The 24799-nt window shown below is 69.5% G+C and carries 22 protein-coding genes and 1 pseudogene; 15 read left to right on the forward strand and 8 right to left on the reverse strand.

The window, feature by feature from the left end:
* Positions 1 to 8 precede the first annotated feature (8 nt).
* The 7 genes from RSP_RS03570 to recN all read left to right on the forward strand — a co-directional run bounded on the left by RSP_RS03570 (position 9) and on the right by recN (position 8782).
* Positions 9 to 932 (forward strand): D-alanine--D-alanine ligase, encoded by a 924-nt coding sequence (locus tag RSP_RS03570; protein WP_011337244.1) that lies wholly within the window; start codon positions 9 to 11, stop codon positions 930 to 932.
* Entirely contained in the window at positions 920 to 1846 is a 927-nt protein-coding gene (locus tag RSP_RS03575; protein ID WP_011337245.1) for a cell division protein FtsQ/DivIB, read from the forward strand. Before RSP_RS03570 ends, RSP_RS03575 begins: the two co-directional genes overlap by 13 nt.
* Positions 1843 to 3177 carry a cell division protein FtsA gene (gene ftsA, locus RSP_RS03580; protein ID WP_002719268.1) on the forward strand — a complete coding sequence of 445 codons (1335 nt, stop codon included), beginning with the start codon at positions 1843 to 1845 and terminating at the stop codon, positions 3175 to 3177. Before RSP_RS03575 ends, ftsA begins: the two co-directional genes overlap by 4 nt.
* A 179-nt stretch (positions 3178 to 3356) precedes the next feature.
* Positions 3357 to 5015 carry a cell division protein FtsZ gene (gene ftsZ / locus RSP_RS03585; protein ID WP_011337246.1) on the forward strand — a complete coding sequence of 553 codons (1659 nt, stop codon included), beginning with the start codon at positions 3357 to 3359 and terminating at the stop codon, positions 5013 to 5015.
* Positions 5016 to 5242: 227 nt separating this feature from the next.
* Positions 5243 to 6163, forward strand: a complete 921-nt coding sequence (gene lpxC / locus RSP_RS03590; RefSeq protein ID WP_002719270.1) for a UDP-3-O-acyl-N-acetylglucosamine deacetylase — start codon at positions 5243 to 5245, stop codon at positions 6161 to 6163.
* A 114-nt stretch (positions 6164 to 6277) separates the two neighbouring features.
* Positions 6278 to 7114, forward strand: coding sequence for an outer membrane protein assembly factor BamD (locus RSP_RS03595; protein WP_011337247.1), 837 nt, complete (start codon positions 6278 to 6280; stop codon positions 7112 to 7114).
* 27 nt (positions 7115 to 7141) lie between these two features.
* Positions 7142 to 8782, forward strand: coding sequence for a DNA repair protein RecN (gene recN / locus RSP_RS03600; RefSeq protein ID WP_011337248.1), 1641 nt, complete (start codon positions 7142 to 7144; stop codon positions 8780 to 8782).
* A 10-nt stretch (positions 8783 to 8792) separates the two neighbouring features.
* Here the strand turns inward: recN and RSP_RS03605 are convergent, their stop codons facing one another.
* From RSP_RS03605 to RSP_RS03620, 5 genes are all read right to left on the reverse strand, one after another.
* The gene (locus tag RSP_RS03605; RefSeq protein ID WP_011337249.1) at positions 8793 to 9185 is read right to left on the reverse strand and encodes an SgcJ/EcaC family oxidoreductase; all 393 of its coding nucleotides are present in this window, start codon (positions 9183 to 9185) and stop codon (positions 8793 to 8795) included.
* Complete coding sequence (locus tag RSP_RS03610) at positions 9182 to 10555, reverse strand: FAD-binding oxidoreductase (RefSeq protein ID WP_011337250.1); 1374 nt, start codon at positions 10553 to 10555, stop codon at positions 9182 to 9184. Before RSP_RS03610 ends, RSP_RS03605 begins: the two co-directional genes overlap by 4 nt.
* 135 nt (positions 10556 to 10690) lie before the next feature.
* The gene (locus RSP_RS03615; RefSeq protein WP_011337251.1) at positions 10691 to 11320 is read right to left on the reverse strand and encodes a DUF1638 domain-containing protein; all 630 of its coding nucleotides are present in this window, start codon (positions 11318 to 11320) and stop codon (positions 10691 to 10693) included.
* The gene (locus tag RSP_RS22165; RefSeq protein ID WP_002719276.1) at positions 11320 to 11472 is read right to left on the reverse strand and encodes a hypothetical protein; all 153 of its coding nucleotides are present in this window, start codon (positions 11470 to 11472) and stop codon (positions 11320 to 11322) included. Before RSP_RS22165 ends, RSP_RS03615 begins: the two co-directional genes overlap by 1 nt.
* Positions 11473 to 11524: 52 nt before the next feature.
* Entirely contained in the window at positions 11525 to 12223 is a 699-nt protein-coding gene (locus RSP_RS03620) for a corrinoid protein (protein ID WP_002719277.1), read from the reverse strand.
* Positions 12224 to 12379: 156 nt separating this feature from the next.
* On the opposite strand from RSP_RS03620, the gene RSP_RS03625 reads away from it, so the two are divergent.
* On the forward strand, positions 12380 to 13468 hold the full coding sequence (locus RSP_RS03625) for a PA0069 family radical SAM protein (protein WP_011337252.1): 1089 nt from the start codon (positions 12380 to 12382) through the stop codon (positions 13466 to 13468).
* 97 nt (positions 13469 to 13565) lie between these two features.
* Here the strand turns inward: RSP_RS03625 and bmt are convergent, their stop codons facing one another.
* Positions 13566 to 14573, reverse strand: coding sequence for a betaine--homocysteine S-methyltransferase (bmt, locus tag RSP_RS03630; protein WP_011337253.1), 1008 nt, complete (start codon positions 14571 to 14573; stop codon positions 13566 to 13568).
* Positions 14574 to 14784: 211 nt separating this feature from the next.
* The gene (locus RSP_RS03635) at positions 14785 to 15105 is read right to left on the reverse strand and encodes a DUF1476 domain-containing protein (RefSeq protein WP_002719280.1); all 321 of its coding nucleotides are present in this window, start codon (positions 15103 to 15105) and stop codon (positions 14785 to 14787) included.
* Positions 15106 to 15287: 182 nt separating this feature from the next.
* Here RSP_RS03635 and RSP_RS03640 point away from each other — a divergent pair, with 182 nt between their 5' ends.
* The 6 genes and pseudogenes from RSP_RS03640 to RSP_RS03665 all read left to right on the forward strand — a co-directional run bounded on the left by RSP_RS03640 (position 15288) and on the right by RSP_RS03665 (position 23533).
* A complete protein-coding gene (locus RSP_RS03640) occupies positions 15288 to 16040 on the forward strand; it encodes a phosphoribosylaminoimidazolesuccinocarboxamide synthase (RefSeq protein WP_002719281.1) in 753 nt (250 codons plus the stop codon).
* Positions 16041 to 16054: 14 nt separating this feature from the next.
* Entirely contained in the window at positions 16055 to 16294 is a 240-nt protein-coding gene (gene purS / locus RSP_RS03645; protein WP_011337254.1) for a phosphoribosylformylglycinamidine synthase subunit PurS, read from the forward strand.
* A gap of 231 nt (positions 16295 to 16525) precedes the next feature.
* Positions 16526 to 17194: a phosphoribosylformylglycinamidine synthase subunit PurQ gene (gene purQ / locus RSP_RS03650; RefSeq protein ID WP_002719283.1), complete on the forward strand. Its 669-nt coding sequence runs from the start codon at positions 16526 to 16528 to the stop codon at positions 17192 to 17194.
* Between the two features lie 47 nt (positions 17195 to 17241).
* Positions 17242 to 19005 carry a sensor histidine kinase gene (locus tag RSP_RS03655; protein ID WP_011337255.1) on the forward strand — a complete coding sequence of 588 codons (1764 nt, stop codon included), beginning with the start codon at positions 17242 to 17244 and terminating at the stop codon, positions 19003 to 19005.
* A gap of 9 nt (positions 19006 to 19014) precedes the next feature.
* The gene (locus RSP_RS03660) at positions 19015 to 20343 is read left to right on the forward strand and encodes a sigma-54-dependent transcriptional regulator (RefSeq protein WP_002719285.1); all 1329 of its coding nucleotides are present in this window, start codon (positions 19015 to 19017) and stop codon (positions 20341 to 20343) included.
* 506 nt (positions 20344 to 20849) lie between these two features.
* Positions 20850 to 23533, forward strand: a pseudogene (locus RSP_RS03665) (Rne/Rng family ribonuclease).
* 135 nt (positions 23534 to 23668) lie between these two features.
* On the opposite strand, the gene RSP_RS03670 reads toward RSP_RS03665, so the two are convergent.
* Positions 23669 to 23896 carry a sulfurtransferase TusA family protein gene (locus RSP_RS03670; RefSeq protein WP_011337257.1) on the reverse strand — a complete coding sequence of 76 codons (228 nt, stop codon included), beginning with the start codon at positions 23894 to 23896 and terminating at the stop codon, positions 23669 to 23671.
* 144 nt (positions 23897 to 24040) lie between these two features.
* Between RSP_RS03670 and RSP_RS03675 the strand changes: the two genes are divergently transcribed.
* Positions 24041 to 24787 (forward strand): cytochrome c biogenesis CcdA family protein, encoded by a 747-nt coding sequence (locus RSP_RS03675; RefSeq protein WP_002719288.1) that lies wholly within the window; start codon positions 24041 to 24043, stop codon positions 24785 to 24787.
* Positions 24788 to 24799 lie beyond the last annotated feature (12 nt).

Raw genomic sequence — 24799 nt, forward strand, 5'->3', positions numbered from 1 at the left:
AAAGATACATGGCGGGACAGTCCGGCAGGACGTTCCCCAGGGTTGCTGTGCTGATGGGCGGGGCCTCGACCGAGCGCGAGGTGTCGCTGTCGTCGGGCCATTCGTGCAGCGCAGCCCTGCGGGACGCAGGCTATGAGGTGACGGAGGTCGATGCCGGCCCCGACCTCGCCCGCGTGCTGGCGGAGCTTTCTCCCGATGCGGTCTTCAACGCGCTCCACGGCCGCTGGGGCGAGGATGGCTGCGTGCAGGGCCTGCTCGAGTGGCTGCGCATTCCCTACACCCATTCCGGGGTGCTGGCCTCGGCGCTGGCCATGGACAAGGCCCGCGCGAAGGAGGTCTTCGCCGCGGCCGGGCTGCCCGTGACCCAGAGCGTGCTCGCCACGCCCGAGGAGGTACGGGCGCGCCACATCCTGCCGCCGCCCTATGTGGTCAAGCCCAATGCCGAGGGCTCTTCGGTAGGCGTCTATATCGTGCACGAGGATGCCAACGGTCCGCCGCAGCTCGCGGCCGACATGCCGCAAGACCTGATGGTCGAGACCTATGTCCCCGGCCGCGAACTCACCGTCACCGTGATGGGCGACCGGGTGCTCGCGGTCACCGATATCCTGTCCGACGGCTGGTACGATTACGACGCCAAATACCGTCCCGGCGGCTCGCGTCATATCGTGCCTGCGGACCTGCCGGCCGAGATCACCGAGGCCTGCCACGACATCGCACTCCGTGCCCACCGCGCGCTCGGTTGCCGCGGCATCTCGCGCTCGGACCTGCGCTGGGACGAAGCGCGCGGGTTGGCGGGGCTGATCCTCCTTGAGACCAACACTCAGCCGGGCATGACCCCCACCTCGCTCTCGCCCGAGCAGGCGGCGCATTGCGGCTATTCCTTCCCCGAGTTCTGCGCCTGGTTGGTGGAGGACGCCTCATGCAGTCGCTGAGCTTCCCGCCGAACCGCCGCACCCCCCGGCTCGCGCCGCCGCGCCGCGAGACCGGCCGCCGCGACCCTGCGCCCTCGCGCTGGGCCTATCGCGCGCAGCGGCTCTGGCTCACGCCCATGTTCCGCACGGCGCTCCGCGTGGGGCTGCCGATCGTGGGCGTGCTGCTGGTGGTGGCGCTGATCTTCGCCAGCGCCGACCGGCGCGCCGCCATGGCGGGCGCCTTCACCGGCCTCGTCGACAGCTTCCAGCAACGCCCCGAATTCATGGTAACGCTGCTTTCGGTCGATGGCGCCTCGCCGGAACTCTCAGACCGGATCCGGGCCACGCTGGCGCTGAAGCTGCCGCTCAGCTCGTTCGACATCGACCTGACCGCCGCCCGCGCCCGCATCGAGAGCATCGACGCGGTGGCGCAGGCCGAGGTGCGGGTGCGCTCGGGCGGACTGCTCGAGGTGCGCGTGACCGAGCGCGAACCCGCGATCATCTGGCGCCGGGCCGCGAACCTCGTGCTTCTCGACGGGACCGGCCGCCGCGTGGACGATCTCGCCTTCCGCAGCGAGCGGGGCGATCTGGCGGTGATCGCGGGCGAGGGCGCCGAGCGCGCCGTGCCCGAGGCGCTCGAGATTCTCGCCGCCGCCCGCCCCATCCTCGAGCGGATCCGCGGGCTCGTGCGGATGGGCGAGCGGCGCTGGGACATCGTGCTCGACCGCGGGCAGCGCATTCAGCTGCCCGTCGAGGAACCCGTGGCTGCCGTCGAGCGGATGATCGCGCTCGACGAGGCCGAGGACCTTCTGGACCGCGACGTGATTTCCGTCGACCTGCGCATCAAGGACCGTCCGGTGCTGAGGCTCGCGCCCTACGCCCTGAACGCCGTCCGCCGCGCGCGGGGCATTGATACAAGTGGAAGCGACCTATGACCGACCTCTATCAGTCCCAGCGCGCCATGCGGAACATGCGCCGCGCCGCCATGCAGCGGGGCGTGATCGCGATCCTCGACGTGGGCTCTTCCAAGATCACCTGCCTGATCCTGCGCTTCGACGGGCCGGACCGGCTGCGCGAGCATGACGGGGTGGGGCCGATGGCCGGGCAGTCCTCGTTCCGGGTCATCGGGGCCGCCACCACCCGGTCGCGCGGGGTGCATTTCGGCGAGATCTCGGTGATGAACGAGACCGAGCGCGCGATCCGCACCGCGGTGCAGGCGGCGCAGAAGATGGCCAACGTCCGGGTGGACCATGTGATCGCCTGTTTCGCCGGCGCCGATCCGCGCAGCTACGGCCTCGCGGGCGAGTGGGAGCTGCAGGATTCGGTCGTGACCGAGCAGGATGTGGCCCGCGTGATGGCCGCCTGCGACGTGCCCGACTTCGGTCAGGGCCGCGAGGTGCTGCACGCCCAGCCGGTGAACTTCGCCCTCGACCACCGCACCGGGCTCGGCGATCCGCGGGGCCAGATCGGCAACCGGCTGGCGGTGGACATGCACCTGCTCACCGTCGAGGCGGACGCGATCCAGAACCTGCTCTACTGCATCAAGCGCTGCGACCTCGAACTCGCGGGGATCGCCTCCTCGGCCTATGTCTCGGGCGTCTCGTCGCTCGTCGAGGACGAGCAGGAGCTGGGGGCCGCCTGCATCGACATGGGCGGCGGTGCCACGGGCCTGTCGATCTTCATCAAGAAGCACATGATCTTCGCGGATTCGGTGCGGATGGGCGGCGACCATGTGACCTCGGACATTTCCAAGGGCCTGCAGGTGCCGCTTGCCACCGCCGAGAAGATCAAGACGCGGCACGGCGGCGTCGTGGCCACCGGCATGGACGACCGCGAGATGATCGACATCGGCGCGGACACCGGCGACTGGGACAAGGACCGCCGCACCGTCAGCCGGGCCGAGCTGATCGGCATCATGCGTCCGCGCGTCGAGGAGATCCTCGAAGAGGCGCGCGCGCGTCTCGATGCGGCCGGTTTCGAGCATCTGCCGAGCCAGCAGATCGTCATCACCGGGGGCGGCAGCCAGATCCCGGGTCTCGACGGTCTCGCGGCCCGGATCCTCGGCCAGCGGGTCCGTCTGGGGCGCCCGCTGCGCGTTCAGGGCCTGCCGCAGCAGGTCTCCGGGCCGGGCTTCTCCTCGGCCGTGGGGCTCTGCCTCTTTGCGGCCCATCCGCAGGACGAATGGTGGGATTTCGACATTCCGGCAGAGCGCTATCCCGCCCGGTCCCTGCGGAGGGCCATCAAATGGTTCAAGGACAACTGGTAAGCCCCAGATCCTGCGTCCTCAGCGAAATACCGCTTACGCGGCCCGGCGATCACCCACATTTTGTGGGTAATTTGCCTTTTTTTGATGACGACTCCGGCGTCTGCCGATAAGGTCGTTCCAATGCGGAGAAGGGCGCTGCTAAACGCGCCGAAGGACAACGACAAGCAGGCGGATTGGCAATGGCACTCAACCTCATGATGAACAACGCACGTGAAGAGCTGAAGCCGCGCATCACCGTGTTCGGTGTAGGCGGTGCCGGCGGCAATGCCGTCAACAACATGATCGAGCAGCAGCTGGAAGGGGTGGAGTTCGTCGTGGCGAACACCGACGCCCAGGCCCTCCAGCAGAGCCGCGCGACCTCGAAGATCCAGATGGGCGTGAAGGTGACCGAGGGTCTCGGCGCGGGCGCCCGTCCGTCGGTCGGGGCCGCCGCCGCCGAGGAGACGATCGAGGAGATCGTGGACCATCTCGCGGGCGCGCACATGTGCTTCATCACCGCCGGCATGGGCGGCGGGACCGGCACCGGCGCGGCGCCGATCATCGCACAGGCCGCGCGCGAGCTGGGCGTGCTGACCGTGGGCGTCGTGACCAAGCCCTTCCAGTTCGAGGGCGCCAAGCGGATGCGACAGGCCGAGGACGGCATCGACGCGCTGCAGAAGGTGGTCGACACCCTCATCATCATTCCGAACCAGAACCTGTTCCGCCTCGCCAACGAGCGCACGACCTTCACCGAGGCCTTCGCGCTGGCCGACGACGTGCTCTATCAGGGCGTGAAGGGCGTGACCGACCTGATGGTGCGGCCGGGCCTCATCAACCTCGACTTCGCCGACGTGCGCGCGGTGATGGACGAGATGGGCAAGGCCATGATGGGCACCGGCGAGGCGATGGGCGAAGACCGCGCGCTGCAGGCCGCCGAGAAGGCCATCGCGAACCCGCTGCTCGACGAGATCAGCCTCAACGGCGCCAAGGGCGTGCTCATCAACATCACGGGCGGCTACGATCTCACGCTGTTCGAGCTGGACGAAGCGGCGAACGTCATCCGCGAGAAGGTGGATTCGGACGCCAACATCATCGTGGGCTCGACCCTCGACACTTCGATGGAAGGCATGATCCGCGTGTCGGTCGTGGCCACCGGCATCGACGCCACGAAGCCCGCGCAGGACATGCCGGTGCCGCGCCGCTCGATGGCCGCGCCGCTGCCCGCGAGCTTCTCGCAGCCCGAGCCCACCCCGGCGCCGCAGCCCGCTCCGCGTCGCGAGATGCCGGCCCCGCGCGCGGCCCAGCCGGCCGCTGCGCAGCCTGCGCCGCAACCCGAGCCGCAGCCCGCGCCCGAGCCTGCGGCGCACCACTTCGACCCGGCTGCCAGCCAGCATTACGAGCAGGACCACTACGTCGACGAGGACGACATGCCGCCGCCGGCCTACCGCCCGCAGCCGCAGGCGCAGCCCCGTGCGACGAACGTGCACGAGCAGGACGCCGCCGCCTTCGTGGCGCCCCGTCCGCGCGCGCCCGGCCAGCCCTCGCCCGAAGCGCTCGCCCGCCTGCAGGCCGCGGTGAACAAGAACCCGGCGCAGAACCGTCCCGGCATGGCCGCAGGCCAGCAACGCCCCGCCGCTCCGGTCCAGCGTCCGGCCGCCGCCGCCTCGGCCGAGAAGCCGCGCTTCGGCATCGGCTCGCTCATCAACCGGATGGCCGGCCACGGCGAGCAGCAGCCCGAGCCGCGCCCGCAGCAGTCGCGCCAGCAGCCGCCGGTGACGAGCTACGAGGACGAGCCGGAGATGTCCGCCGACCAGGAGCGCATCGAGATCCCGGCGTTCCTGCGGCGTCAGGCAAACTGATCCGTTCACATCTCTTTTTGGAAAGGCCCGGCGCGTCCGGGCCTTTTTCTTTTACGGATCAAGCAGTTCCGGCGGGTCGGCGGAGAGGGTGCGCCGATGACGTCTCTCTGTTACATGCGGTCACAAAGAGTGAATTGAGAAGAAATGCGCGACATCCTAACTCACGATGGCAAGACGGACTGAAGCCGTCGACGTGAACCGGACCACAAGCCGGAAAGGACAAGGCCGTGCAGAGCACTCTGAAATCCGCAGCGAAATTCACCGGCGTCGGGCTCCATTCCGGCGAGCCTGTCCGCATGGTCGTGAAGCCCGCCTCCGCCGACTACGGCATCTGGTTCCGCCGCGTGGACGTGACCTCGGGCGACGCGCTGATCCCGGCGCGCTGGGACGCGGTGGTGCCCTCGCGCCTCTGCACCTTGATCGCGAATCCCTCGGGCGTGACGGTCTCGACCATCGAGCATGTGATGGCGGCCCTCGCCGGCTGCGGCATTCACAATGCGCTGATCGAGATCGACGGCCCCGAGGTTCCGATCCTCGACGGCTCGTCGGTGCCCTTCGTCGAGGCCTTCCTCGCCCGCGGCATCCGCGAACAGGCCGAGCCGGTGCGGGCGATCCGCATCCTCGAGCCGGTCGAAGTGCGCGAAGGCGAGGCGGTGGCCCGGCTCGAGCCCGCCGACGATTTCGAGATCGACTTCTCGATCGAATTCGCCGAGGCGGCCATCGGCCGTCAGGAGAAGTCGCTCAACATGGCCAATGGCGCCTTCGTGCGCGAGCTCTGCGACAGCCGCACCTTCTGCCGTCAGGCGGATGTGGATGCGATGCGCGCGAACGGTCTCGCCCTCGGCGGCACCTTCGAGAATGCCGTCGTGTTCGAGGGCGACCGCATCCTCTCGCCGGGCGGCCTGCGCCATGCCGACGAGCCGGTGCGCCACAAGATGCTCGACGCGCTCGGCGACCTTTCGCTCGCGGGCGGCCCGATCATCGGCCGCTACACCGGCATCCGCGCCGGCCACGCGCTGACCAACCGGCTGCTGCGGACGCTCTTCGCCCGCCGCGACGCTTTCCGTCTCGTGGACTGCGGCCTCATGACGGGCTGCAAGCTGCCGGGCGTGGGCGTCCACCGGTCGGACGTCCCTGCACTGCGCTGATCCTGGCGACGGGGCGCAAAGGCGTTTTGCGCCCCGGATTTTTCTGTGCTAGGAACCGGGCAAACAGCCGTCGGGCTATGGTCTGACGGGGCAGAGGGCAGAGGTAAGCGGAACATGGTGAAGTCTGGCGCGCGGTTGCTCGGCACGGCCCTCTGTGTCGCGCTGATGGCCGGCTGTGGTGGGGGCAGCCAGAAAGAGCCGCCTCTGGAGAATTTCACCGCCGAGCAGATCTATCAGCGCGGCGAATACGAGCTCGAGGCCCGCACCAAGCCCGACCGCGCGATCCGCTATTTCTCCGAGGTGGAGCGCCTTTATCCCTACACGGAATGGGCCAAGCGCGCGCTCATCATGCAGGCCTACAGCTATCACAAGGCCAAGGACTACGAAGAGGCGCGCGGTGCCGCGCAGCGATTCCTCGACTTCTATCCGGGGGACGAGGATGCGGCCTATGCGCAGTATCTGCTGGCGCTGTCCTATTACGACCAGATCGACGAGGTGGGCCGCGACCAGGGCCTGACCTTCCAGGCGCTGCAGGCGCTGCGCGTCGTGATCGAGGATTATCCCGAGAGCGAATATGCCCAGTCCGCGATCCTGAAGTTCGATCTGGCCTTCGACCATCTCGCCGCCAAGGAGATGGAGATCGGCCGCTACTACCTCAAGCGCGGCCATTACACCGCCGCGATCAACCGCTTCCGCACCGTGGTCGAGGATTTCCAGACCACGACCCACACGGCCGAGGCGCTGCACCGACTGGTGGAAAGCTACCTCGCCCTCGGGCTCGTCAACGAGGCGCAGACCGCCGGCGCGATCCTCGGGCACAACTACCGCTCGAGCCCGTTCTACGAGGACAGCTACAAGCTCCTCACCGGGCGCGGCCTCTCGATGGAGGCCAAGGGCGACAGCTGGCTCTCGAAGGTCTATCGCCAGATGATCCGCGGCGAGTGGCTCTGACGCGCGCGAACCTCACGAGGCAGGGCAATGCTGCGCTCGCTTGACATCCGCGACATGCTCATCATCGACCGGCTCTCGCTGGCCTTCCAGCCGGGGCTGAACGTGCTCACCGGCGAGACGGGGGCGGGCAAGTCGATCCTGCTCGACTCGCTGGGCTTCGTGCTGGGCTGGCGCGGCCGGGCCGAACTCGTGCGCGCGGGCGCGGACAAGGGCGAGGTGACGGCCGTCTTCGACCTGCCGCCCGGCCATGCCGCCCGCGCCGTGCTCGACGAGGCGGGGATCGAGGCCGAGGACGAGCTGATCCTGCGCCGCGTGAATTTCGCCGACGGCCGCAAGACCGCCTGGGTCAATGACCGCCGGGTGTCGGGCGAGGTGCTGCGGGGCCTGTCGGACCGGCTGGTGGAGCTGCATGGTCAGCACGATGACCGCGGCCTTCTGAACCCGCGCGGCCATCGGCAGATGCTCGACACATTCGCGGGGCTCGACCTCTCGGCCTGCCGCCGCGCCTGGACGGCGCTCGGCACCGCGCGGCGTACGCTGCTGGCCGCCGAGGAAGCGCTGGCCGCCGTGCGCGCCGAAGAGGATTTCCTGCGGCACGCCGTGGCCGAGCTCGACAAGCTCGATCCGCAGCCGGGCGAAGAGGCGCTGCTCGACACCCGCCGCCGCGAGATGCAGGGCGCCGAGAAGATCCGCGACGACATCGCCCGCGCCCATCGCGCGCTCTCCGCCGAGGGGGCCGAGACGCTGCTGGTCGATGCGCTGCGCTGGCTCGAGACCGCCTCCGACCGGGCCGGCAACCGGCTGGAGGCGCCGCTCGCCGCGCTGTCGCGCGCGCTGCTGGAGCTGGGCGAGGCGCAGGACGGGGTAGAAGCCTGCCTCGCCGATCTCGACTTCGACCCGCGCGATCTCGAGGCGCTGGAAGAGCGGCTCTTCGCGATCCGGGCGCTGGCGCGGAAACATTCAGTGCTGCCCGACGAACTCGGCACCTTCGCCGAGGAGCTGCGCGGCCGTCTGGCAGCGCTCGACGGCGGCACGAAGCAGATCGACGCGCTGCGCCGGGCGCTGGCCGAGGCGGAAGCCGCGTGGGAGGCCGAGGCCGCGATCCTCTCCGAGGCGCGCCGCGGGGCCGCGGGCCGGCTCGATGCCGCCATGGCCGCCGAACTCGCGCCGCTCAAGATGGAGCGCGCGGTGTTCGAGACGCAGGTGACGGAGGCCGATCCCGGCCCCGAGGGGCGCGACGCTGTGGCCTTCACGGTGGCCACCAACCCCGGCGCGCCCGCGGGGCCCCTGAACCGCATCGCCTCGGGCGGCGAGCTCTCGCGCTTCCTGCTGGCGCTCAAGGTCTGTCTGACGGGCGACAGCCCGGGCCTCACGCTGATCTTCGACGAGATCGACCGCGGGGTAGGGGGCGCCACCGCCGACGCCGTGGGGCGGCGCCTGAAGGCGCTGGCCGAGGGTGCGCAGGTGCTGGTCGTGACCCACTCGCCGCAGGTGGCCGCCCTCGGGGCGCATCACTGGCGAGTCGAGAAGCGGGTGGCGCATGGCATGACCACCTCGACCGTGAGCCCGCTCGGCGCGGGCGACCGGATCGAGGAGATCGCCCGGATGCTCGCAGGCGACACGATCACCGATGCCGCGCGCGAGGCGGCCCGCGCGCTGCTCGACTGACCGGCGCGCCTTAGCCCTCGACCACCGTGAAATGCAGCGTGACGGCGTCGCTTCCCGCCTTGCGCGCGAGCAGCACGGCCGTCAGCACCGCCCCGATCCGCCCCGCGTCGCGCCCTTCGGCATCGACCAGCCCCGAGAGCACGAAGCGCTGATGGACCAGCGTCGCCCCGGGCCCGAGCGGCCGCAGGTCGGTCTTGCCGGTCACCAGCCGCGAGCGGGCGAAGGCGCCCGACAGTTCGGCCTTCAGCGCGGCGAGGATCTCCTTGCGCCCCTCGCACCAGAGGCCGGTGAGGGTGAGCATGGTCGCATCCTGCGCCAGAAGCTCGGACAGGGCCTCGGCATCGCGGGCGGCCCAGAGGGCGGCGAAGCGGCGGTGGAAATCTTCCGGTGTGGGCGCGCTCATGCCGAAGCCACCATCTTGCCGGGATTCAGCAGCCCCAGCGGATCGAGCGCCTGCTTGATCGCGCCCATCACCGCCCAGCCCGCGCCATGTTCGGCCTCCATGTAGCCGAGTTTGCCGAAGCCGATCCCGTGCTCGCCCGTGACCGTCCCGCCGAGCCGCAGCGCCCGCTCGGCCATCCGGCCCGACAGGCGCTTCGCCTCGGCCAGCTCCTCCGCGCTCTGGGGATCGACCAGCAGGATCGCATGGAAGTTGCCGTCGCCCACATGGCCGAGAATCGGTCCCGGCACCGGGCTCGCCGCGAGATCGGCCTGCGTCTCCTCGACCGCCTCGGCCAGCCGCGAGATCGGCACGCAGACATCCGTGACCCAGCCCTCGGCGCCGGGGCGCAGCGCGAGGCAGGCGCGGTAGGCCGCGTGGCGCATCTTCCAGAGCCGCGCCCGGTCCTCGGTCCGCGTGGCCCACTGGAAGTCCGCAGACCCGTGCTCGGCCGCGATCTCGCCGAAGCGCTCCGCCTGCTCGGCCACGCCCGCCTCGGTGCCGTGGAACTCGATCAGCAGATGCGGCACCGCCGGCATCTCCATCTGCGCATAGGCGTTGCAGGCGGTGACCGAAGCCGCATCGAGAAATTCGATCCGCGCCATCGGGATGCCGTGCTGGATCGTTTCGATCACGCAGCCCACCGCCGCGCCCATGTCGGGGAAGGCGCAGACGGCGGCCGACACCGCCTCGGGCTGGCCGTGAAGCCGCAGCGTGAGCTCGGTGATGAGGCCGAGCGTGCCTTCCGACCCCACCATCAGCGCGGTCAGATCGTAGCCCGAGGAGCTCTTCGGCGCCGCGGTGCCGGTGCGGATCACCCGCCCGTCGGACAGCACCACCTCGAGCCCCAGCACATTGTCGCGCATCGTGCCGTAGCGCACCGCCGTCGTCCCCGAGGCGCGGGTCGCGGCCATGCCGCCGAGGCTGGCATCGGCGCCGGGATCGACCGGGAAGAACAGGCCCGTGTCGCGCAGCGCCGCGTTCAGCCCCTCGCGGGTGAGGCCGGGCTGGACGCGCACGATCATGTCCTCGGGTCGCAGCTCGAGGATCCGGTCCATCTGGGCGAAGTCGATGGTGACCCCGCCTTTCAGCGCCAGCGCGTGCCCTTCGAGCGAGGTGCCCGCGCCCCAGCCCACCATCGGCACGCGGTGAGCGGTGCAGATCTCGGCGATCCGCGCCACCTCGGCCGTCGAGCGCGGAAAGGCCACCGCATCGGGCGGACCTGCATGAAGATGCGTCTCGCTCTGGGCATGCTGCTCGCGCACCGGACGCGAGCGCGAGAGCCGCTCGCCCAGAACCGCTTCGATGTCGCCGAGTGCCGCGTCGATCCGCATGATCTCCTCCTTGCCGTGCCGCGACCCTAAGCCAAGGGGGAGGCGGCGGAAAGAGCCCGTCCGCCGCGCAGCCCGGGCACGCGCAAGAGGCCGCCGGAGAAACGGTCCGACCGTCTCAGGCGACGCCCGGGCGCTTCAGCCCCCGAGGCCCGCCAGCCGCGGCGCCAGATCGCCATATCCGGTGAAGCGCCGCTGGTAGGCGAGCCCCAGCCTGCGGGCGCAGTCCTCGGCCTTGGCGTCGAGCGCCGGATCCTCGGTCTGCGCCTGATAGACGAGGGTCGTGTAATGGCCGAAATACATGTCGCGAAGCTCGGGATGCCGGTCGAGCCCCATCGGGCGCCAGACGAAGGCATCGAACTGCCGCACGAGGAAGTCGGTCAGGTAGAAGGCGGTGAATTCCTCGTCGGCGCGGGCGGCGAAGGCCGCATTGCCCTCGAAGAAGGAATAGCAGTGCGGCCCCTCGACCATCTCGACGCCAAGTTCCTGGCATTTCCGCTCCAGCGCGCCGCCGGTGCCGCAATCGGCATAGACCACGAAGACAGGCCCGTCGGCCGCGCGCACCGCCGCCTCGACCGCTTCGACGATCTTCTCGGGTCGGAGATGGAGCTTGGCGGGCAGGCACTGCAGGTCGAGATGGTCCCAGCCGTTCGCCCGCTTCAGCGCCAGGATCTCGTGGGCCAGCGCCCCGCAGGCAATGAGGCGGATGCGGCCCGTGCCCTCGGGCGCCAGCCCCTCGTCGGACAGGCGGCGGTCGTCGGGGCCCATCACGGCCCCCGCAGCCGCAGGAGGAGGCTCGCCACCAGCGCCACCAGCCCCAGCGCGCCGAGCGGCCATCCCGCCCCGTGAAACAGCGCGACCGTCACCCCTGCAGCGAGGAGGACGGTCGCGATCATGGCGAACAGGAGGGCGGGCGGCATGGCAGGGCTCCTTTCCCTCAAGATGAGCATTCCCGCCGCCCGGGAAAAGGCCTCAGGCGTTCAGACGGTTGTGACGCCGCGCGACCTGCACCTTGGCCGTCTCGACCGCCACCGCCGCGTCGCGGCAATAGGCATCGGCCCCGATGGCACGGCCGAACTCCTCGTTCAGCGGCGCGCCGCCCACGAGCACGATATAGTCGTCGCGCACGCCCTTTTCCTTCATCGTGTCGATCACGACCTTCATGTAGGGCATCGTGGTGGTCAGCAGCGCCGACATGCCGAGGATGTCGGGCTTCTCGGTCTCCAGCGCCTCGAGATATTTCTCGACCGGATTGTTGATGCCCAGATCCACCACCTCGAAGCCCGCGCCCTCCATCATCATGGCCACGAGGTTCTTGCCGATGTCGTGGATGTCGCCCTTGACGGTGCCGATCACCATCTTGCCCATCCGCGGCGCCCCGGTCTCGACCAGAAGCGGCTTCAGGATCGTCATGCCCGCCTTCATGGCGTTCGCGGCGAGCAGCACCTCCGGCACGAAGAGGATGCCGTCGCGGAAGTCGTTGCCCACGATGGTCATGCCCGACACGAGGGCCTTCGTCAGCACGTCATAGGGCGTCCAGCCGCGCTCGATGAGGATGTTCACCCCCTCCTCGATCTCGTCCTTCATCCCGTCATAGAGGTCGTCGTGCATCTGCAGCACTAGCTCCTCGTCATCGAGTTCGGACAGGATGATCTCTTCGTCGTCAGCCATGGCGGGCTCCTGAGGGAGTAGGGGTTTCCGACTGAATGCGGCCAAAGGTCCGCGGACACTCATCGGTTTGCGACATGGGGCGGATGAAAGCCGACAGCGCGCTTCGCCGCTGCGGAAGGTCTGGCTTTCGTTCCCTTTGCGTTCTAGGATGCGTCCATGTCTTCGCGCGATCCCAGCCTTTCGCCCACCCTGCGCCTGCGAGCCCGCGGGGCGCTCGCCAACGAGACCGGCCGGTTCGAGACCGAGCGGCGCGAGGCGTTCGACGACGGCTGGGATCTGCCCGAGGAGGAGCGGCTCCTGCGCACCGAGGTCAGGATCGAGCGGCCGCGCTCCGCGCTCACCTACAACCGCTCGCCGGACCTGCCCTTCGACCGTTCGGTCAATCCCTACCGCGGCTGTGAGCACGGCTGCATCTACTGCTTCGCCCGCCCCAGCCATGCCTATCTGAACCTCTCGCCGGGTCTCGATTTCGAGACCCGGCTGATCGCGCGCCCCGGCATCGCCGCCGTGCTCGAGCGCGAGCTCCGCGCGCGATCCTATCGCGCAGCGCCGATCGCGCTCGGCACCAACACCGATCCCTACCAGCCGATCGAGGCCACGCACCGGCTCATGCGCGAGATCTTGGAGGTGCTCGCGGCCTTCCGCCATCCCGTCGCGATCACGACGAAGGGCACACTCATCGAGCGGGACCTCGACCTGCTCGCGCCGATGGCCGCCGAAGGCCTTCTGCGCGTGGGCCTCTCGGTCACGACGCTCGATCCGAACCTCTCGCGCAGGCTCGAACCCCGCGCGCCCTCTCCCGCGCGGCGACTCCAGACCATCCGGCGGCTGGCCGAGGCGGGCGTCCCGGTGCGGGCCATGATTGCCCCGGTCATCCCGGGCTTGACCGACAGCGAGCTCGACCGCCTCCTCGCAGCGACGGCCGGAGCAGGGGCGGTGGCCGCCAGCTGGATCGTGCTGCGCCTGCCGCGCGAGGTGGCGCCGCTCCTGCGCGCCTGGGCCGAGGAACATTACCCCGACCGCGCGGCCAAGATGCTGGCCCGGATCCGCGAGATCCACGGCGGACGCGACTACGATCCGGCCTTCGGCAAGCGGATGCGCGGCGAGGGCATCTGGGCCGACCTCATCGCGCGCCGCTTCCGGCTCGCCGCCGCGCGCCACGGGCTCGACCGGGCGCAGCCCCCGCTCCGCTCCGATCTCTTCCGCCCGCCGCCGCGCCCGGGCGACCAGCTCAGCCTGCTCTAGGTTCGGAAACGCCCGAACCCTTCGCTTTCACTCTGGAAAAATATCCTCGGGGCGGGGGTCCGGGGGAGGGGCAGACAGCCCCGCCCCCGGCGGCTCCTCAGCTCCGCCGCCGGCGCCGCTCGCGCGTGGGGCCCGCATCGTCCGACCCGTCCGAGGCCGAGGAAAAGCCCCCCAGCGTCTCCGAAATCGTCTCGAGCGAGGGCCGGGGCCCGCGCGGACGGCCCTCGAGCGCCGCCCGCATCGCCTTCAGATGCTCCGGCATCGTCCCGCAGCAGCCGCCGATGATCCGCGCGCCCGCGTCGCGGGCCAGCACCGCATATTCCGCCATCAGCTCGGGCGTCCCGTCGTAATGGATGTGGCCGTCGTGATATTTCGGGATCCCCGCATTGCCCTTGGCGATGATCGGCACCTCGATGCCCTGTGCGGCGAAGCCCAGCACCGTGCGCAAGAGGTCCGAGGCGCCCACGCCGCAGTTCGCGCCGAAGGCGAGCGGCGGGTTCGGCAGCTTCGTGACCAGATCGACGAGGGCCGCGGCCGTGATCCCCATCATGGTCCGGCCCGCGGTGTCGAAGCTCATCGTGCCGCACCAGGGCATCCCCGCCAGCCGGGCCGCCTCGGCCGCCGCCTTGAATTCCTCGGCCGCCGAGATGGTCTCGACCCAGAGCACATCCGCGCCCCCGGCCTTCAGCGCCTCGGCCTGCTCGTGGAAGATCTCGACCGCCATCCGGTGGGTGAGGGTGCCCATCGGCTCGAAGATTTCGCCGGTGGGGCCCATCGATCCCGCCACGACCACCGGACGGCCCGCGGCATCGGCCACCTCGCGCCCGAGTTCGGCCGCGATGCGGTTCAGCTCGCCCACCCGGCCCTGCGCCTCGTGCAGCTTCAGCCGGGCCGCATTGCCCCCGAAGCTGTTGGTCAGGAAGATGTCCGATCCCGCCTCCACCGCCGCGCGGTAGAGGCTGCGGATATTGTCGGGGCGGTCGACGGTCCACAGTTCCGGCGGCTCGCCCGACGACAGGCCCATGTTGAAGAGGTTCGTCCCCGTCGCGCCGTCGGCCATGAGCCAGTCGCGGGTCCGGAGCAGTCGGGAAAGGGCGTCGGTCATCTTGTCCTCGCTGGGATCAGGGACGGAAGGGCGCGGGCGCCCCGGCGCGCGAAGCTCTGCCATGCAGCGAGCCGCGAGGCAAATCCAATTGTCCCGAAAAGCCCGTTCCCGCTGCTGCCGCGCCGAACCGTCGCTGCCGCGCCCGGCACGGGCATCGACCACGGGCCGAGCGCTTCGGTCGCGTTGCGGCCGCGCCTTGCGCGGACGACGCTCAGGCCTGCGTCTCGGTCATCAGCTGCGCCTTGGCCACCGGCAGAAGCTCGAGCATCTTGCCGCGCACCATGTCGGCCGAGGCCCGGTCGCCGAGATCGGCCGAGACCTTGCGCACCACATCCTCGAAGCCGGGCTCGTGCAGGTCGGCCTGGATCACCGCGCGGGCATAGACCTGCGCCTCTTCGCCGGTCTTGCCCAGAAGCTCGGCCGCCCAGAGGCCCACCAGCTTGTTGCGGCGCACCTCGGCCCGGAACTGCATTTCTGCGTCATGCGCGAACTTGCTTTCGAACGCGCGCTCGCGGTCATCGAAGGTGGTCATGATGGCTCCTCCCGTGGCATGGCTCCGTTTCTGATATGCCCTCGCGCGCAGGGCCGGGCAAGTGCGCCGAGGGCCGCGGATCCGCGATTGCCTTGCGAGCGGGGGCCGCTTGGCTTATAGGCCAGATCAACCTGAACGGGGCGCGCCCTGCGCGCCCTCTTCGTCGTTCGATCGGAGTGTGCATGGCACGTCGCAAGAAGGTCTACGAGGGCAAGGCCAAGATCCTCTACGAGGGGCCCGAACCCGGGACGCTGATCCAGTACTTCAAGGACGACGGAAGCGCCGCCTCGACCCCGCCGCAGACCGCGCTCGAGGGCAAGGGCGTCCTCAACAACCGGCTGTCCGAGTTCTTCATGAACGGTCTCAACGCCATCGGCGTTCCGACCCACTTCATCCGCCGCCTGAACATGCGCGAGCAGCTGGTCAGGATGGCCGAGATCATCCCGCTCGAGGTGGTGGTCCGCAATTTCGCCGCGGGCGGGATCTCGAAACGGCTGGGCATCCCCGAGGGCACGCCGCTGCCGCGGCCGATCGTGGAATATTACTTCAAGGACGACAAGCTCGGCTGCCCGCTGGTGTCCGAAGAACATATCATCGCCTTCGGCTGGGCCAGCCAGCAGGATCTCGACGATGTGGTGGCGCTGGCGCTCCGCGTGAACGACTTCCTGTCGGGCGTGATGATGGGCGTGGGCATCCGGCTGGCGGACTTCCGCATCGAGGTCGGCCGGATCTGGGAGGGCGACTACATGCGCCTGATCGTGGCCGACGAGATCAGCCCCGACAGCTGCCGCCTCTGGGACGTCCGCGCCGAGGGCGAGGGCGGGGCCCCGCGCGAGCCCGGCCCGCTGCAGGACGTCTATACCGAACTCGCCCGGCGTCTGGGGGTGCTGCCCTCGAACGTCACCCATTCTCCCAAGCCCACGCTGATCAACTGAAAGGCCTCGCTGCGATGAAAGCCCGCGTCCATGTCATGCTGAAGGATGGCGTCCTCGATCCGCAGGGCGAGGCGGTGAAACATGCGCTCGGCACGCTCGGCTTCTCGGGTGTCGAGGGCGTGCGTCAGGGCAAGGTGATCGAGCTCGATCTGACTGCCACCGACCGTGCCGAGGCCGAGGCCGAAGTGCGCCGGATGTGCGAGAAGCTGCTCGCCAACACGGTGATCGAGAAATACACGGTCGAGATCGCCTGACCGCCCCGGCGGAGCGTGCCGCGCTCCGCCCTGCCATGCCGCAGGGCCCTCCGGGGCCTTCCGGGTCCGGCCCGGCATCGGAGGCCCCTCCCGGGGCCGTTCGGGCGGGCCGATCCGCGCTGTCGCAGGCGCGGGTGCCTGCCGGACCCCTCCGGGGTCCTCCGCCTCTTCCTGACCGCGAGCGCAGGCTCGTGGCCATCGCCCCCAGTTCTGCCAGCCGGAGCGCCGCCGATGAAAGCCGCCGTCATCACCTTCCCCGGGTCCAACTGCGACCGTGACCTCGCCACCGCCTTCGAGAAGGCCGGCGCCGATGTCACCCGCGTCTGGCACAAGGACACCGCGCTGCCCGAGGGCGTCGACGTGGTGGGCGTGCCCGGGGGCTTCTCCTTCGGCGACTACCTGCGCTGCGGGGCCATCGCCGCCCGCTCGCCCATCGCCGCCGCCATGATCCGCCATGCCGAGCGCGGCGGCTATGTGCTGGGCATCTGCAACGGCTTTCAGGTGCTGACCGAGACCGGCCTCCTGCCGGGCGCGCTGATGCGCAACGCGGGGCTGAAGTTCATCTGCCGCCGCGTGGATCTGCGTGTGGCCACGGCCGACAGCGCCTTCACCTCGGGCTGGGCCGCAGGCGATGCGGTCCGCTTCCCCATCGCGCATCATGACGGCAATTACACCGCCGACCCCGAGACGCTGGCGCGGCTGCGCGGCGAGGATCGGGTCGCCTTCACCTATCTCGACAATCCCAACGGCTCGATGGAGGACATCGCCGGTATCCTCTCCGCGAACCGCCGCGTTCTCGGCCTCATGCCGCACCCCGAGCGGGCGGTCGAGGAGGCGCAGGGCGGGGCCGACGGGATGGGCCTCTTCCGCGCGCTGCTGGGCGGGATGGCGCTGGTTTGATCGGGCCGCGCTTGTTGCGACAAGCGCCCTTCAGTAACGTCGCGCCCATGCAGGACACGGGCTTTCAGAATGACGCGCCGGTGCCGCCGCCGGGTCACGGCCGGCGGGTGAAGATCGCCGTCGTGGCCATCATCGTGGTGGCCGTGGCGGTGGTCCTCGTCACCAACCGCTGGATGAGCGAGCGCTTCACCGAGAGCACGCGCTCGCGCGCCGAGCTGCGTCTCGCGCTCTATTCGGGCAACATGCTGACCGAGCTGCAGCGGACCTCCGTCGTGCCGCTCCTTCTCGCCCGCGATCCCTCGCTGATCGGGGCGCTCGGCTCGGGCGACTTCTCGACCACGTCGCAGCGGCTGATCTCGTTCCAGACCGAGATCGGCGCCGCCTCGATCATGCTGCTGGACCGCGACGGCCGCACGGTGGGCGCCACCAACCGCAACCTGATCGGCACCAACCACCGCAGCCAGCCCTATTTCATCGATGCGCAGCGCGCCCGCGACACGGTCTTCACCGCGGCGCAGCGCGACGCGGGCATCTTCGACTTCACCTATTCCAAGGCGATCCTCTCGGACAACCGGCTGGTGGGGGTGATCGTGGTGGCGGTCGATCTGATGAAATACGAGCGCGCCTGGGCCGGGCTGCAGGATGCCGTGATGGTGACCGACAGCACCGGCACCGTGATCCTCGCCACCGAGCCGCGCTGGCGCGGCCTCACGATCAAGGAGGCGCTCGCCGCCCGCGATGCGCCCTCGGCGATCCGGCGCGCCCTTCAGGCGACCGCCGACTGGGCGCAGCAGCCGCCCGACGCCTATCTGAAGGGCGAGGCGGTCATGAAGACCGACGCCCGCGTGCCCTTCCGTGGCTGGCGCATCGTGACCTTCACCGCCTACGATTCCGTGCGCGAGCGGGTGAACGGCATCCTCGCGCTCGAGATCATGGGCTTTGCGATCCTGCTCGCCCTGACCTTCTATGTCCTGTCGCGCCGCGCCTGGTCGCAGAGCATGTCCTTCCAGCGCGAGTCGGCGGAACTGCGCCTGCTCAACGCGCGTTTGCAGCGCGAAATCGCCGAGCGCGAAAAGGTGCAGAAGGACCTCGCCGTGGCGGAACTGACCCTCGCGCAGTCCTCGAAGCTCGCGGCTCTGGGCGAGATGTCGGCCGCGGTGAGCCACGAGCTGAACCAGCCGCTCGCCGCCATGAAGACCTATCTGGCGGGGGCCAAGCTGCTTCTCCAGCGGCGGCGGACCGAGGAGGCGCTGGCCTCCTTCCAGCGCATCGACGATCTGATCGAGCGCATGGGCGCCATCACGCGCCAGCTCAAGTCCTATGCCCGCAAGGGCGGCGAGGCCTTCGAGCCGGTGGACATGCGCCTCTGCGTCTCCTCGGCGCTCACGATGATGGAGCCGCAGCTGAAGATCCGCGTGGTCCGCATCACCCGCACCCTGCCGCGTCAGCCGGTGATGGTGATGGCCGACCGGCTCCGGCTCGAGCAGGTCATCATCAACCTCCTGCGCAATGCGCTGGACGCGACGAAGATCGTGCCCTCGCCGCAGATCGACCTCGTGCTGGCCGCGGGCGAGACCGCGACGCTTACCGTGCGCGACAACGGCCACGGGATCGAAGATCTCGACAACCTGTTCGAGCCTTTCTACACCACCAAGAAGCCCGGTGAGGGCGTGGGCCTCGGCCTCGCGATCTCCTCCGGCATCGTGACGGACCTCGGCGGACGACTGACGGCACGGAACGCCGACGGCGGCGGGGCTGTATTCGAGGTCCAGCTCCCCATATTGGGCGCAGACATAAAAGCAGCCGAGTGAGGAAGAGGCATGGCGCGTGCAATGAAGGTGGCGATCGTCGACGACGAGGCCGATATGCGGCAGTCGATCAGCCAGTGGCTTGCGCTCTCGGGGTTTGACACCGAAACCTATGCGAGCGCCGAGGATGCGCTTAAGGGCCTCAACGCGGACTTTCCGGGCGTTGTCGTCAGCGACATCAAGATGCCCGGCATGGACGGGATGACGTTCCTCAAGAAGCTGATGAGCATGGATTCGGGCCTGCCCGTGATCCTCATCACCGGCCACGGCGACGTGCCGATGGCGGTCGAGGCGATGCGGGTGGGGGCCTTCGACTTTCTCGAGAAGCCCTTCAACCCCGACCGGATGACCGAGCTTGCCAAGCGCGCGACCCAGCTGCGCCGGCTCACGCTCGACAACCGGGCGCTCCGGCGCGAGCTCAGCGACGGCACGGTGCTGATGAAGAAGCTGATCGGCTCGTCGCCGGTGATGGAGCGTCTCCGCGAGGACATCCTCGATCTGGGGCAGGCCGACAGCCATGTGCTGATCGACGGCGAGACCGGCACCGGCAAGACGCTGGTCGCCCATGCGCTTCATGCGGTGGGGGCACGGGCCGGGCGCAAGTTCGTCACTATCTCCTGCGCCGCCTGGTCCGAGGATCAGCTGTCGTCGAAACTGTTCGGCCCGGCCGAGGACGGCTCGCTGCCCCTCGTCGAGGAGGCCCGCGGCGGCACGCTCTGCCTCGAGGATATCGAGTCGCTGTCTCACCCGCTCCAGTCGCGGCTTCTGACCGTGATCAATGAGCAGGGCACGCCGCCAGAGACCCGGATCATCGCCATCTGCAACGAGCACGCCCCCGACACCACGCTCGAGAACGTGCTGCGCTCGGATCTCTATTACCGGCTCGGTGCCATGACCATCGTGCTGCCGCCGCTCAGGACCCGCGGCGAGGATATCCTCACGCTCTTCACCCGCATGTCCGAGCAGTTCGCCGAGGAATACGGCTGCGAGGCGCCGCAGGTGACGGCGCAGGAGGCGGCCCAGCTGCTTCAGGCGCCCTGGCCCGGCAATGTCCGCCAGCTCGTCAACATCGCCGAGCGGGCCGTGCTGCAGAATCGCCGCGGCTCGGGCTCGATTGCCTCGCTGCTGATGGCGGACAACGAGGCATCGGGGCCCGCGCTCACCACCGAGGGCAAGCCGCTCAAGGACTATGTCGAGGCCTTCGAGCGGATGCTGATCGACAATACGATGCGCCGCCACAAGGGCTCCATCGTGGCCGTGATGGAAGAGCTGTGCCTGCCGCGCCGGACGCTGAACGAGAAGATGGCGAAATACGGCCTCAGCCGTGCCGACTACGTCTGATCCGAAGCACTTCCGAGACAGCTTGCCAACGGTTCAGGGTCGGCCCCGCCGACCCTGACCGGCGCGTCGCAGGGCGCGCTCGACCTGCGGTTGCAGGCGGTCGGGCAAAAATAGGCCATTGTCTTTTGCCCGTTCCTGCCGCTAATGTCGCACCTACGCAAGCCCCCGGCTATCGGCAGGAGTTTGCGCACCAGTTTCTCTGCCGTGCGCGCCATTCGGACGAGGCGTCCGAAGCGCGGCCTCAGCAGACAGTCGGACCGAAAGGTCCCCACGATCGCCCGCCAAGTCCCTGACGGATCGGGCCAGTACAATGGACGCCCCGGCGTCCCGGGATATAGAACCGCGATGAGCCGCGCCGACCGACTGCCAGATTGCGCGAGGGGCCCATGGGGCTCCGCGCGCTCTGGCCCCCGGCGCAGCTTCGCCCGAACAAGCCACCACGCACAGCGGATACCGGCCGGAGCTTGCTCCGGCCAAAGCCCGTTGTCCGGGTGCCATGGAATCAAATGGCCAAGAAAATGCTTATCGATGCCACCCACCCGGAGGAGACCCGGGTCGTGGTGGTGGACGGAAACAAGGTCGAGGAGTTCGACTTCGAGACCGTCAACAAGCGGCAGCTCGCCGGCAACATCTATCTCGCCAAGGTAACGCGCGTCGAGCCGTCGCTGCAGGCGGCCTTCGTCGATTACGGCGGCAACCGGCACGGCTTCCTCGCCTTCGCCGAGATCCACCCCGACTATTACCAGATCCCGGTCGCCGACCGTAAGGCGCTGCTCGAGGAAGAGCGGGCCTATGCGCGGGCGGAAGATGACGAGGACCACGGCCGCTCGCGCCGCCGGTCCCGCCCCGCTCCGGCCGCCGCGGCCTCGGGCGATGCGGTCCAGTCCGGCGATGTGGCGGGCATGGATGTCGTCGATCTGGGCGAGGAGACGGGTGCCGACGCGCTCTACGAGACCGATGGCTCCGACGCGGGTGCCGCCGACAGCGGCCAGCCCGAGGCGCCGGATGCGGACGAAAAGCCCTACCGGGCGATGGACCATGCCTCGGATGGCGACGACGAGATCGAATCCGTGGCCGACGAGGATGTGGCCGAGGAGATCCCTGCGCCCAGGAAGCCCCGCTCGCGCCGCTACAAGATCCAGGAAGTCATCAAGGTGCGCCAGATCATGCTGGTGCAGGTCGTCAAGGAAGAGCGCGGCAACAAGGGCGCGGCGCTGACCACCTATCTCAGCCTCGCCGGGCGCTACTGCGTGCTGATGCCCAACACCGCGCGCGGCGGCGGGATCTCGCGCAAGATCACCCAGGCCGCCGACCGCAAGAAGCTGAAGGAGATCGCCTCCGAGCTCGAAGTGCCGGAAGGCGCGGGCCTCATCATCCGCACCGCCGGCGCCAAGCGCACCAAGCAGGAGATCCGGCGCGACTACGAATATCTCCTCCGCCTCTGGGAGCAGATCCGCGACCTCACTCTGAAGTCGGTCGCGCCCGCGCCGATCTACGAGGAGGGCGACCTCATCAAGCGCACGATCCGCGACCTCTTCAACCGCGAGATCGAGGAAGTGCTGGTCGAGGGCGAGACGGGCTACCGCACCGCCAAGGACTTCATGCGGATGATCATGCCGGCCCACGCCCGGCAGGTGATCCGCTACGATGAGCCGATGCCGCTCTTCGCGCGCTATCAGGTGGAAAGCTACCTCTCGGGCATGTTCAACCCGGTGGTCCAGCTGAAATCCGGCGGCTACATCGTCATCGGTGTGACCGAGGCGCTGGTCGCCATCGACGTGAACTCCGGCCGGGCCACCAAGGAAGGCTCGATCGAGGAGACCGCGCTCAAGACGAACCTCGAGGCCGCCGAAGAGGTGGCGCGCCAGCTGCGGCTGCGCGACCTCGCCGGTCTGATCGTCATCGACTTCATCGACATGGAAGAGCGCAAGAACAACGCCGCCGTCGAGAAGCGCCTGAAGGACAAGCTGAAGACCGACCGCGCCCGGATCCAAGTCGGCCGCATCTCGGGCTTCGGCCTGATGGAGATGAGCCGCCAGCGCCTCCGTCCGGGAATGCTCGAATCGACCACCCAGCCCTGCGCCCACTGCCACGGCACGGGTCTGATCCGGTCGGACGACAGCCTCGCGCTTCAGGTCCTGCGCCAGCTCGAGGAAGAGGGCACCCGCAAGCGCTCGAAGGAAGTGCTTCTTCGCGCACCGATTGCGGTTGTCAACTTCCTGATGAACAGCAAGCGCGAGCATATCGCCATGATCGAGGCGCGCTACGGCATGGCCGTGCGTGTCGAGGCCGATCCCTCGCTCTCGAGCCCCGATTATGTGATCGAGAAGTTCAAGACCGCGACCCGTGTGGTGCCGGAAGCCGTGAAGGTGATCTCGGGCAGCGCCGATCTGATGGGTGCGCCGGTGGACGAGCCCGAGGACGACTGGGTCGAGGAAGAGCCCGAGATCGTCGAGGAGGCCGAGGAGGTCGCGGACGCGGCCGAGGCGGCGCCCTCGGAGGGGCAGCCGAAGAAGAAGCGCCGTCGTCGGCGGCGGCGTCGGAACGGCGTGAACGGCGCCAACGGCTCCGACGCGCAGGAGAACGGCGACGAGGGCGACGAGTCGGACGAGGATGAGGGCGATGCCGCCGACGAGCCGGAGGCCGTCGAAGCCGCCGCCGCCGTCCCGGAGCTGGCGCCCGAGGCCGTCGTGAGCGCGCCCGAGCCGGCCGCGGCCGAGCCGGAGCCGACCCCCGCCGATCCGGTGGCCGCACCGGCCGCCGAGGAGCCCGCGGCCCCGCGCAAGCGCACCCGGACGCGGAAGCCGAAGGTGACGGAGGAGGCTCCGGCCGAAGCCGCCGCGGAGGCGCCCGCGGAGGCGCCCGCTGCTGAAGCGCCCGCCAAGGAGGCGAAGAAGCCGCGCACCCGCACGAGCCGCAGCCGCAAGACGGCCGCCGCAGCCGAGGCCGTTCCCGCGGTCGAGGTGGCCGTGACGGTCGACGAGACGCCGGCGGAAGCCTCGCTTGAAATCGCCCGGACGACCGAGGCGGCCCCGGAGACGACGCCGAGGCGCCCGCCGCCGAAGCCCCCGCCGCCGAAGCGCCTGTGGCCGAAACGCCTGCGCCGCAGCCCGAGCCGGTGGCCGAGGAGGCGGGCGAGGGCGAGGACAACAAGCCCAAGCGCCGCGGCTGGTGGTCGATCGGCCGCTGATCTCCAGAGATTGACACAGGGGCGCCTCCGGGCGCCCCTGTTCGTTCCCGCAGGAGCCGATGGGAGGCTCGCGCGGTGGCCGACCGCCCGAGCAGGCGGGATTCCGGGGCTTCGCGACCTGCGGTGATTGGCGGCTCAGCCGCGGCGGATGAGCCAGACGCTCTCGGCGCCCTCCCGGTCGCAGGACAGAACCTCGTGCCCGGCCTCGGCGCAGAAATGCGGCAGGTCGATCACCGCCATCGGGTCGGTCGCCGTCACCCGCAGCACCCGGCCCGGCGCCATCGCCATCAGCCGCTTGCGGGCGCGCAGGACGGGCAGGGGGCAGAGCAGCCCCGCGCAGTCGAGATCCTCGTCGAACTCCATCGCCGTCTCCAGAGGTTGCGCCGGATCAACGCGGGCGGCCCGGTTCCGCGCGATACGCCGGGGGCCGATCCACGTCAATGTGAGACGCGCCCTCGTGACGGGGCGGCGCCGAGCGGCTAGGAGAGGGACAAAGAGGGAGCCAAGATGTTCGGACTGGACCTGATCGACGCAGGGCTGCTGCCGGCGATGCTGATCGCGCTGGTGGCGGGGGTGCTCTCCTTCCTCAGCCCCTGCGTGCTGCCCATCGTGCCGCCCTACCTCGCCTACATGGGCGGCATCTCGATGAAGGAGCTCAATCAGGGCGCCCGGCGCGGCCCGCTGATGGCCGCGCTCTTCTTCGTGCTGGGCCTCTCGACGGTCTTCCTGTTCCTCGGCTTCACCGCTTCGGCCTTCGGCGCCTTCTTCCTGTCCAATGCAGAAACCTTCGCCACGCTCGCGGGCGTCATCGTCATGGCCTTCGGGGCGCATTTCGTGGGGGTCTACCGGATTCCCTTCCTCGACCGCGAGATGCGGATGGATGCGGGCGACCGCGGCGGCTCGGCCTTCGGTGCCTACGTGCTGGGCCTCGCCTTCGCCTTCGGCTGGACGCCCTGCATCGGCCCGCAGCTGGGCGCGATCCTGACGCTCGCCGCCTCCGAGGCGAGCATCGCGCGCGGCACCACGCTGCTCGCCATCTATGCCGCAGGCCTCGGCATCCCCTTCCTGCTCGTCGCGGCCTTCTTTCCGCGGCTCACCGGCGTCATGGGCTGGATGAAGCGCCATATGGAGCGGATCGAGCGCATCATGGGGCTGCTGCTCTGGACCATCGGCCTTCTCATGCTGACGGGCGGCTTCTCGAGCTTCTCCTACTGGCTGCTCGAGACCTTCCCGGCGCTGGCCCGGCTGGGGTAATCTGCTCCTGTC

Origin of the sequence: Cereibacter sphaeroides 2.4.1, assembly GCF_000012905.2 — a bacterium.
Taxonomy (GTDB): domain Bacteria; phylum Pseudomonadota; class Alphaproteobacteria; order Rhodobacterales; family Rhodobacteraceae; genus Cereibacter_A; species Cereibacter_A sphaeroides.

What these genes read in the sequence shown, in the direction of transcription:
- ftsA (WP_002719268.1), top strand. Translation starts at nt 1,843, where the DNA reads ATGACCGACCTCTATCAGTCCCAGCGCGCCATGCGGAACATGCGCCGC.
- RSP_RS03620 (WP_002719277.1), bottom strand. Translation starts at nt 12,223, where the DNA reads ATGGCTGACGACGAAGAGATCATCCTGTCCGAACTCGATGACGAGGAG.
- RSP_RS22165 (WP_002719276.1), bottom strand. Translation starts at nt 11,472, where the DNA reads ATGCCGCCCGCCCTCCTGTTCGCCATGATCGCGACCGTCCTCCTCGCT.
- RSP_RS03610 (WP_011337250.1), bottom strand. Translation starts at nt 10,555, where the DNA reads ATGCGGATCGACGCGGCACTCGGCGACATCGAAGCGGTTCTGGGCGAG.
- RSP_RS03670 (WP_011337257.1), bottom strand. Translation starts at nt 23,896, where the DNA reads ATGGAGTTCGACGAGGATCTCGACTGCGCGGGGCTGCTCTGCCCCCTG.
- bmt (WP_011337253.1), bottom strand. Translation starts at nt 14,573, where the DNA reads ATGACCGACGCCCTTTCCCGACTGCTCCGGACCCGCGACTGGCTCATG.
- purS (WP_011337254.1), top strand. Translation starts at nt 16,055, where the DNA reads ATGAAAGCCCGCGTCCATGTCATGCTGAAGGATGGCGTCCTCGATCCG.
- RSP_RS03640 (WP_002719281.1), top strand. Translation starts at nt 15,288, where the DNA reads ATGGCACGTCGCAAGAAGGTCTACGAGGGCAAGGCCAAGATCCTCTAC.
- ftsZ (WP_011337246.1), top strand. Translation starts at nt 3,357, where the DNA reads ATGGCACTCAACCTCATGATGAACAACGCACGTGAAGAGCTGAAGCCG.
- RSP_RS03605 (WP_011337249.1), bottom strand. Translation starts at nt 9,185, where the DNA reads ATGAGCGCGCCCACACCGGAAGATTTCCACCGCCGCTTCGCCGCCCTC.
- RSP_RS03675 (WP_002719288.1), top strand. Translation starts at nt 24,041, where the DNA reads ATGTTCGGACTGGACCTGATCGACGCAGGGCTGCTGCCGGCGATGCTG.
- RSP_RS03625 (WP_011337252.1), top strand. Translation starts at nt 12,380, where the DNA reads ATGTCTTCGCGCGATCCCAGCCTTTCGCCCACCCTGCGCCTGCGAGCC.
- purQ (WP_002719283.1), top strand. Translation starts at nt 16,526, where the DNA reads ATGAAAGCCGCCGTCATCACCTTCCCCGGGTCCAACTGCGACCGTGAC.
- RSP_RS03615 (WP_011337251.1), bottom strand. Translation starts at nt 11,320, where the DNA reads ATGGGCCCCGACGACCGCCGCCTGTCCGACGAGGGGCTGGCGCCCGAG.
- RSP_RS03660 (WP_002719285.1), top strand. Translation starts at nt 19,015, where the DNA reads ATGGCGCGTGCAATGAAGGTGGCGATCGTCGACGACGAGGCCGATATG.
- RSP_RS03655 (WP_011337255.1), top strand. Translation starts at nt 17,242, where the DNA reads ATGCAGGACACGGGCTTTCAGAATGACGCGCCGGTGCCGCCGCCGGGT.
- RSP_RS03575 (WP_011337245.1), top strand. Translation starts at nt 920, where the DNA reads ATGCAGTCGCTGAGCTTCCCGCCGAACCGCCGCACCCCCCGGCTCGCG.
- RSP_RS03570 (WP_011337244.1), top strand. Translation starts at nt 9, where the DNA reads ATGGCGGGACAGTCCGGCAGGACGTTCCCCAGGGTTGCTGTGCTGATG.
- RSP_RS03595 (WP_011337247.1), top strand. Translation starts at nt 6,278, where the DNA reads ATGGTGAAGTCTGGCGCGCGGTTGCTCGGCACGGCCCTCTGTGTCGCG.
- recN (WP_011337248.1), top strand. Translation starts at nt 7,142, where the DNA reads ATGCTGCGCTCGCTTGACATCCGCGACATGCTCATCATCGACCGGCTC.
- RSP_RS03635 (WP_002719280.1), bottom strand. Translation starts at nt 15,105, where the DNA reads ATGACCACCTTCGATGACCGCGAGCGCGCGTTCGAAAGCAAGTTCGCG.